We start from the raw sequence: 7,472 nt of genomic DNA, 5'->3' as shown, positions 1-7,472 counted from the left end.
GAAATGGTGCCCAGGAGAAGGGTTGTGTTCCGTCTCGGGGCGTCATCACGGCTAACCCTTCGGGTCGTGCCCTGCAAAACCAATGATTTAGCAAGTTTGCCCGTGGTGCAACCCAGTCGTGAACTACTACGGTTTCTACTACGGCGCTTATTCCCGTCGCGAAACACGACCTTCCGACGGAGCGCGTTCACTGCGGGACTGCTCCGACATCGGGTTGTCTAGGTGGGTCAGCCCCTCAGGGAGGCGCTGAGGTGACCGTGGAGCCGCCATAAAAGGCGGAAGCGCCCTCCCTACACAGTCAGTTTCAACGACCTCTGCGGGCGGCTCTGAAGCCGTGGATGCGCTTTGGTAAGGAGGGGGCGGGGCGAGTGCCACCCCCGGTGGGTACGTTACCGTATATGGCCGTTCCCCGAGATTTGGGGAAATCCTTCGTCAACCAGTTCAGGGATACCGTGACAGAACTGCAGTACGGGGTGGGGAGCGGCCACAAGTACGGGAGAAGCCGACAGGGTGAGCCGGGGGCTTAAGACCCATTAGGGGGACAGACTGCTATAAGTATCTAATAGCATCTCGTCCCCTCAACGTGGGCTATAGGCCCCCGCCTCAGCCTGTTCACGACATCATGGGCAACCACTCCATGCTCGGATCGAGTACTTCGCCCCACCCTGTGTCCGGTAGCGCAGGATCCCCGCGCCTATCCGCACAGAGACAGCGTAGCCCGTAGCTCCTGCTGAAACTCGTCGAACTTTTCAACGGCTGCCTCAAACTGCCTCGCAATTCTCTCGATCGCCCCGTCGTCACACCCGGGAATCCAAAGCCTACCAATATCCTGAGGGTAAATCTCTACTTGCCCGCTCGACCCGTTAATGTACCGGTAGATTTGATGCTGCCCCTCATCGCTCAATAGATAAGCGGCGACATACCACGACATACGGCGGTCCTTGAGGCGAACGATAGTGACATGGCCGTCGACCACAGCGGGGTGATCACGATTGTACACGGCTACCCGACCTATCGTTCCGTCGCCGGTAGAGTTGATCAGGACGTCTCCACGGCAGACACCCGCCTTTTCCTTCTTTTCGAAGAAATCTCGCGAAACTGAGCGGGCAACCCCAAAGTCAATAAAGCCACGACGGATTGCCACTGACTTCAGAGCGCATATGCCGTCTGTCTCACCGTCCTGAACCGTCGACCCGTCTTCTCTAATCATGCCTACGTATGACAAAGAGCTTGGGTCGCTTTCATCATCAACGTAAACCGGCTGAACACCCCGCGAGATAGGCCTTTCCACAACATTGAGGTCAGCCAATTGAAATGCGCCCTCTGTCTCCGAAGCGCGAACAGAGGCTTCGCGATAGATGTCCTGATGATACTCCGGCTCAAGTATATGCTTTCTTCCCCCTTCCCCTTGAAGCTCTAGGAAAACCTCGGAAAATGGACGTGTGGCCAGAAGTGGCATTATATCGCCCCCCATTCGATTCTCTTGACAAGATAGTCGCGAATTTCTTCTAGATCAGACAGGATTTTCCCGTCAGCATCACGAATGAGCTTTCCACTTCTATCTTTGCCGGGCTTTAATGAAACAGCGAAGGAAACATCTGGATCTTCCGCCATTTCAGCGTCGGCCCCAACCGGATGATCACGCTTTTCAAGGAAGAGGATGCAGGTCTTAGTATTGGTGAACGGCTTGAACATATTTCCGGTAAGGCTTACTGCCGCGCGGATGCGCGCGCGGCGAAGAACGTGGAGTCGTATCTCCTCGTCATTATAGTTTTTCAAAGTTCCACGCGGCAGAACAATCGCCATCCGGCCGCCCGGCTCAAGAAAATCCAAGCATCGCTCTAGAAAAAGGATATCACGCGACACTTTCGCCTTCCGCTTTGATCTACCCGCTGAGTCGAGCTTGTAGGCTAGCTCGTACTTCTTCAACGTCGATTCTGCGGATATGTCACCGGCGAAAGGCGGATTGGTTGCTATGATGTCAAACTTCCTAGGAGAGTACCTTGCGCCTTCCTTGACGAGAAACTTTGACTTCATCTCGTCGTTCCAGTTGACCTCATTCAGGCCGTCACCGACGCAGATATTGGACCTGCCGTCACCCCAAATTAGCATGTAGGCCTTGGCAACCTTCGCAATAATGGGATCGTAGTCTATTCCGAAGACGTTGTGCGACGCATAATCTTTCTGGTTCTCCAGAATCTCGCTCTCGTCGTCCCTTTCACGACGGATTTCGGAGAAAACATGCTCCATCGCCGAAACTAGGAAGCCACCACTGCCGCACGACGGGTCGAAGATGGTCTCGGTATCTCGCGGCCGAAGAACAGATATGCACAGATCGATGACGTGTCTTGGAGTGAAGTACTGCCCTTTATCGCCCTTCATTGTAGGGTTGATCATCACCTCGAAGGCAGACCCCAACACGTCGGCATCGGACTTGAGAAGGTAGCCTTTTTGAAGGGCCGACACACAAAATGCGACAGTGTCATCGCTCATTTCAATGACATCGCCGGGCGAAAATACGCCTTGCCATTGGGACTTTGCATCTTTGAAAAGGTCGTCAATCCGCTGACGTGCCGCGTCTGCCGCCTCTAATGCCCCAACTCGGAACTGCGCGGGAGAAGAGTCGTTTTTCAGGTTCCGCCTTTCGTCGTAGAGCTTCGCGAATATCAGTTACAAGATTTCGTCAAATACGTTTACGCCCTCATGCGCTTTAATGTGGTCCTCGCACTCGCGCAGTATAGAAAGGAAATCCTCCACGGGAGCAAGGTGCGCACGAGTTATCGGCGAGTCGACGTCTTCAAGCTTCTCATTGGCGGACGGAATGTTTCGAAGCTCCCGCCAGCTTGCTTCCTCTTGCCCTTCTGCGGGCTCAATGCGGAGAAGATAAACGTTCGAAGGGCCGCCGTTGCTCCACAGGCCCAGCCGGCAGCCGGTCGCGTTCATGTAGACTTCAAGCTGGTCAAGGCCATCCGTCCGATTTTGCTTTTTAACCTCAACGAAGATACGCGGAAATCTTTTGGTCTTGTCGGTGTAGACGACGATATCCGCCTTCTTCTTGGCTTCGCTAGAGCCGACCTTTACAGGAACTTCTACGCCGATCCTATCGAAGCTGTACCCGTAATGATCTCGCAGCTGATAAAGCCACCATTGGCGGACCTTTTCCTCAGGCTTGTTTGTGACCTTGTATGTCCGCTTTCGTATCGGACAGTACATGTATTCTTCGCCTTTGACCTCGTATAGTGTTACCCGTTCGGGTGCTGCCTGTGGCTTGTCTGCTGCCACCGCTTTTTCTAGGTGCACGTCTTCTCTGCCCTCAGCTTGTCTGTCATGATCGTTTAGCCGCTAGAGGTTGTGCTGTCCATGATGATCCGCCCTGCGGCATCAGCTGAGGCAGTTCTCCTCGCGGGAGTCGCCATGCGCTCATGTGACCGCCCTGAGCGATAGAAGCCGCCAGCGCTCGCCGCCCCTTCGATGGCCTTAGCAGCTTCCCCTCTTCCCCTATTCCCCTATTCCCCTCTTTCCCTCTTTCCCTCTTTCCCTCTTTTCCTCTTTCCCTCTTTCTTCCTCCCGCCAACCTTTGAATTCCGTTGCCGCTGCGTCATCCGTTTACAGCGGACCGCGAATCGCGGATTTCGGCTTTACACAAGGAACTGGCTGCGGAGCCGATGGAACAGATTACCATTCTACAATGCGCAGAGACTGGCTATGCTGCGAAGCGTTTTGAGCAGGGCGCCGACGGCGAGGTGTTTCCACACGAAGTGCGCCTCGGGAAGTTCTTTCTCTGCGTGAATCGGTCTGTTAATGGGTTCGCCGACCTCTCAGTTGCTTTGAGTGAAATTGAAAACGACGGGAGCAAGTTCATCATCCGGGGCGAACCGGCCTCGAACATCTTTGGCAGCCCGATACGGCGGCTTTCAAAAAGCTCGTCCACGTCGCCTGCTACATTCAAGCACAAGGCTCGGCGTTGGTGTATGCTAGACATTGACGGGATTGAAGCGCCCCGCGACCTTGAGCTTATACCAGAAAACGCGCACGCAATCTTGAGTCATACCATCCGGCTACTACCTAAAGAATTTCAGGGTGTTGATTGCTGGTATCAATTCTCTGCGTCGATGGCTGTTAAGCCGGGCATACGAGTGCATCTTTGGTTTTGGCTCGACCGGCAGGTAGATGATCTCGGAATGAAGCGTTGGCTGTCCGGGTCACCGGCGGACCTAGCCCTATTCCAAGCAGTTCAACCCCACTTCACGGCGCGACCCGAGTTTATCAATGGAGCAACCGATCCCTTCACCAATCGATCGGGCGTTTATCGTGCGGAATGTAACTGCGATGTCGTCAAAGTGCCCGAAGATGCAACTGCGGCATTGAGCGAGCGTAGTAGCAAGGGCAGCAATGCGGAGCGCACGGGCACCGGACGCGCTCAGTATGTCACTCGCGACCCGGAGACGGGTCTCGTGGTCGACGGCCGCGAACGCTACCTGTTGCAGTGCAGCAATGAAGCGATGACAGTTAGCCTGCGGAAGAGCGGGAAGCAAGCTTCCTTGGACAAGGTCGCGAGCCTGACGTGGGAGCTATTTGAGCGGTCGGTCGACAACACCGATGGTAAGTGGTCTGCCGACGATGCGGCGCGTGAGGCACGCCGCCGCCTTGAGGAATTCAAATCCGGAACTTGGACTTTCTCAGGCAGCAACAAAGAAGACATCCTTTACCCCGTCGACGAGCCGTACCATAAACCGCTCGTGGTTGAGCGCGAGGTTGGCCTTAAGCAACTTGAGCACCACCTTTCTGCGTTCTTTTCTGACGGCGAAGGACCGAAGCGATTGGCTTTGCGAATTACGATGGGAGCAGGGAAGACCCATCGGACGATTGAGCACCTCAAGCAGTCGCTCACCTCTTCTTTCAACAGGCGTGTCGAAATCTACGTTCCGTATCACTCGTTAGCTGCGGAGTATGAGCAAAAATTGTTGGCGGAAGGCAGCCGCGTAAACGCACGCGTTGTTCACGTCTTTCCTCGGACCGGCGGAAGTCGTGGAGACCTTCCTGTTATGTGCGGGCGCGCCGACCATGTTCGCGCTCTCGAAGAAGCCGAGCTTCCGGTTTTTAAGCACGCATGTCGCTCGGACACGGACGGCGAGTCGTGCGTTCAGCGATGCCCGCTGTACGACCACTGTGGCTACATACAGCAGTTCGCCGACCCGCCAATCGACGAATTGAATGGGAATGTGGTGCGTATCTTTGCACACAACTACTTGTCTCTTCCAAGGAACCCGATCCAACGCGATCCTGATACTGTAATTATTGATGAAGCGTTCGTTACGGGTCTCGCAAAGGCGGTACGGGTTCGCCGCGCGCATCTTTCGCAACTGATCAGGACCGTGTCATTCCCTCGGCTTGGTAAACTCATCGGTGAAGCCCTAGAAGAAGGGCGCCCCGTACTTGATGTCCTGCGCGACGAGGGCGTTGCCGAAGTTGACCTTCGGGCCGTCGAGAAGGATATCAGGGAGACGCTGACGCACGTTCCGTTTGGAGCGAACGCCGTGTCCATTAGCAATGATGAAATCCCACGCCGGCGCGCTGTCACGGCCCTGCGTCTGCTGCGGGAAGAGTTGGGACTGTCGGACCGCAAGCGTGCGGAGCGTGTGACGTATGACCCTGTGAAAGACGACGTCGTTCTTTGTGTTGGATCAGAGGTAGAAGTTCCTGATGACGCTAATCTGCTCGTATTGGATGCGACGGCGGATGAACAGCTTTTGGAAAAAGCAGTTGGCCCCGTAGAGTTTCATCGCATCGATATCCGGCAAAGAGCGTGGGTCACACAGGTCTATGACCGCACCGGTAGCAATACCTTTTGGAACAACAATCTTGATGAGGTTGGCAACCTCATTCGGGTCGTCAATGCTTGGGCCGAGATCGGTGAGAAGCCGCTAGTTGTGGGGCACAAGGCTCTGTGCGATTACCTTCGGGAGCACGACGGGCTTCACGCAGAGGTAATTGTCGCCCACTTTATGAGCCTTCGCGGCAGCAATGCCGCCAAAGAGTGTACGGTCGCATTCATTGCAGGGCGCAACCAGCCCCCATCGGCTACGGTGGACGAGATGGCACGGGCGCTGTTCTGGGCAGACGACGAGCCGCTATTCCACGACGAAGCAACGCAGCGCGTTCAGACGGACAGAAGAGCCAAAAAGGGCGGATTCCTGCCGGTCCAGTTGCGGGGGTTTCTAAACGCCGAGAATGGTCCTCGGGAACAACACGGGGTGATGGTTCACGCCTTCTCTGACGCCCGTATTGAGGCCATTCACGCTCAGATGCGAGAAGCTGAAACCGTGCAGGCTGTCGCACGCCTCCGCCTCGTGCACGCTGAGGCGATGAAGCGAGTTTTCCTTCTGAGCAACCTTCCGGTGGAAATTCCCGTCCATCGCTTGTGCAAGTTTGACGAGTTGATGCCCGACCCGTTGGAACTCGCGCTCTTGAAGAAGGGAAACGTGCCGCTGACCCCGCTCGGGTTGAGGAAGATGAGGCCGGACCTTCACCCGTCCTCTGAGGCTGCCAAGAAGGCGTTGCAGAGGAGTGTTCTTGGCCGCGAGGATCAGCTTCGTATGTTGCCAAGCTTGATGAGGTCCGGGTGCGTGGTGGTGCGCTTCAAAGCAAGGAACAACAACCGCCTGAAGGAGCACAAGCACCTATTCCTGCTTCACGGCGGCGAGGCAAAGCAGGAAATCCCCGGTCTGTCCGAGCGAGTGGGTCGGGTGCCGTTCTCCGAGTGGGTCGAGTTCCTCCGGCGCGGGGATCCTGCGCTACCGGACACAGGGTGGGGCGAAGTACTCGATCCGAGCATGGAGTGGTTGCCCATGATGTCGTGAACAGGCTGAGGCGGGGGCCTATAGCCCACGTTGAGGGGACGAGATGCTATTAGATACTTATAGCAGTCTGTCCCCCTAATGGGTCTTAAGCCCCCGGCTCACCCTGTCGGCTTCTCCCGTACTTGTGGCCGCTCCCCACCCCGTACTGCAGTTCTGTCACGGTATCCCTGAACTGGTTGACGAAGGATTTCCCCAAATCTCGGGGAACGGCCATATACGGTAACGTACCCACCGGGGGTGGCACTCGCCCCGCCCCCTCCTTACCAAAGCGCATCCACGGCTTCAGAGCCGCCCGCAGAGGTCGTTGAAACTGACTGTGTAGGGAGGGCGCTTCCGCCTTTTATGGCGGCTCCACGGTCACCTCAGCGCCTCCCTGAGGGGCTGACCCACCTAGACAACCCGATGTCGGAGCAGTCCCGCAGTGAACGCGCTCCGTCGGAAGGTCGTGTTTCGCGACGGGAATAAGCGCCGTAGTAGAAACCGTAGTAGTTCACGACTGGGTTGCACCACGGGCAAACTTGCTAAATCATTGGTTTTGCAGGGCACGACCCGAAGGGTTAGCCGTGATGACGCCCCGAGACGGAACACAACCCTTCTCCTGGGCACCATTTC

General features: G+C 56.1%; 4 protein-coding genes. 1 reads left to right on the top strand and 3 read right to left on the bottom strand.

Annotated elements, in window-relative coordinates; all coding sequences use genetic code 11:
* Nucleotides 1-694 precede the first annotated feature (694 nt).
* From BM162_RS22645 to BM162_RS21790, 3 genes are all read right to left on the bottom strand, one after another.
* Nucleotides 695-1,459, bottom strand: a complete 765-nt coding sequence (locus BM162_RS22645) for a restriction endonuclease subunit S domain-containing protein (RefSeq protein WP_143096296.1) — start codon at nucleotides 1,457-1,459, stop codon at nucleotides 695-697.
* Complete coding sequence (locus BM162_RS21795) at nucleotides 1,459-2,493, bottom strand: HsdM family class I SAM-dependent methyltransferase (RefSeq protein ID WP_093425925.1); 1,035 nt, start codon at nucleotides 2,491-2,493, stop codon at nucleotides 1,459-1,461. The genes BM162_RS22645 and BM162_RS21795 overlap by 1 nt, the downstream gene beginning before the upstream one ends.
* Nucleotides 2,494-2,670: 177 nt before the next feature.
* Nucleotides 2,671-3,282: a type I restriction enzyme HsdR N-terminal domain-containing protein gene (locus BM162_RS21790; RefSeq protein ID WP_143096295.1), complete on the bottom strand. Its 612-nt coding sequence runs from the start codon at nucleotides 3,280-3,282 to the stop codon at nucleotides 2,671-2,673.
* Between the two features lie 383 nt (nucleotides 3,283-3,665).
* Between BM162_RS21790 and BM162_RS21785 the strand changes: the two genes are divergently transcribed.
* Nucleotides 3,666-6,860, top strand: a complete 3,195-nt coding sequence (locus BM162_RS21785; RefSeq protein WP_143096294.1) for a hypothetical protein — start codon at nucleotides 3,666-3,668, stop codon at nucleotides 6,858-6,860.
* Nucleotides 6,861-7,472: the final 612 nt, after the last annotated feature.

The sequence above is a fragment of the Tranquillimonas alkanivorans genome (assembly GCF_900115595.1).
In the GTDB taxonomy this organism is placed as follows: domain Bacteria; phylum Pseudomonadota; class Alphaproteobacteria; order Rhodobacterales; family Rhodobacteraceae; genus Tranquillimonas; species Tranquillimonas alkanivorans.
The sequence above is the reverse complement of the archived record's forward strand: the minus strand, read 5'-3'. Positions and strand labels throughout refer to the sequence as shown.

Excerpts from the sequence above, each read along its gene's own strand:
- BM162_RS22645 (WP_143096296.1), bottom strand. The coding sequence starts at position 1,459 with ATGCCACTTCTGGCCACACGTCCATTTTCCGAGGTTTTCCTAGAGCTT.
- BM162_RS21795 (WP_093425925.1), bottom strand. The coding sequence starts at position 2,493 with ATGAGCGATGACACTGTCGCATTTTGTGTGTCGGCCCTTCAAAAAGGC.
- BM162_RS21785 (WP_143096294.1), top strand. The coding sequence starts at position 3,666 with ATGGAACAGATTACCATTCTACAATGCGCAGAGACTGGCTATGCTGCG.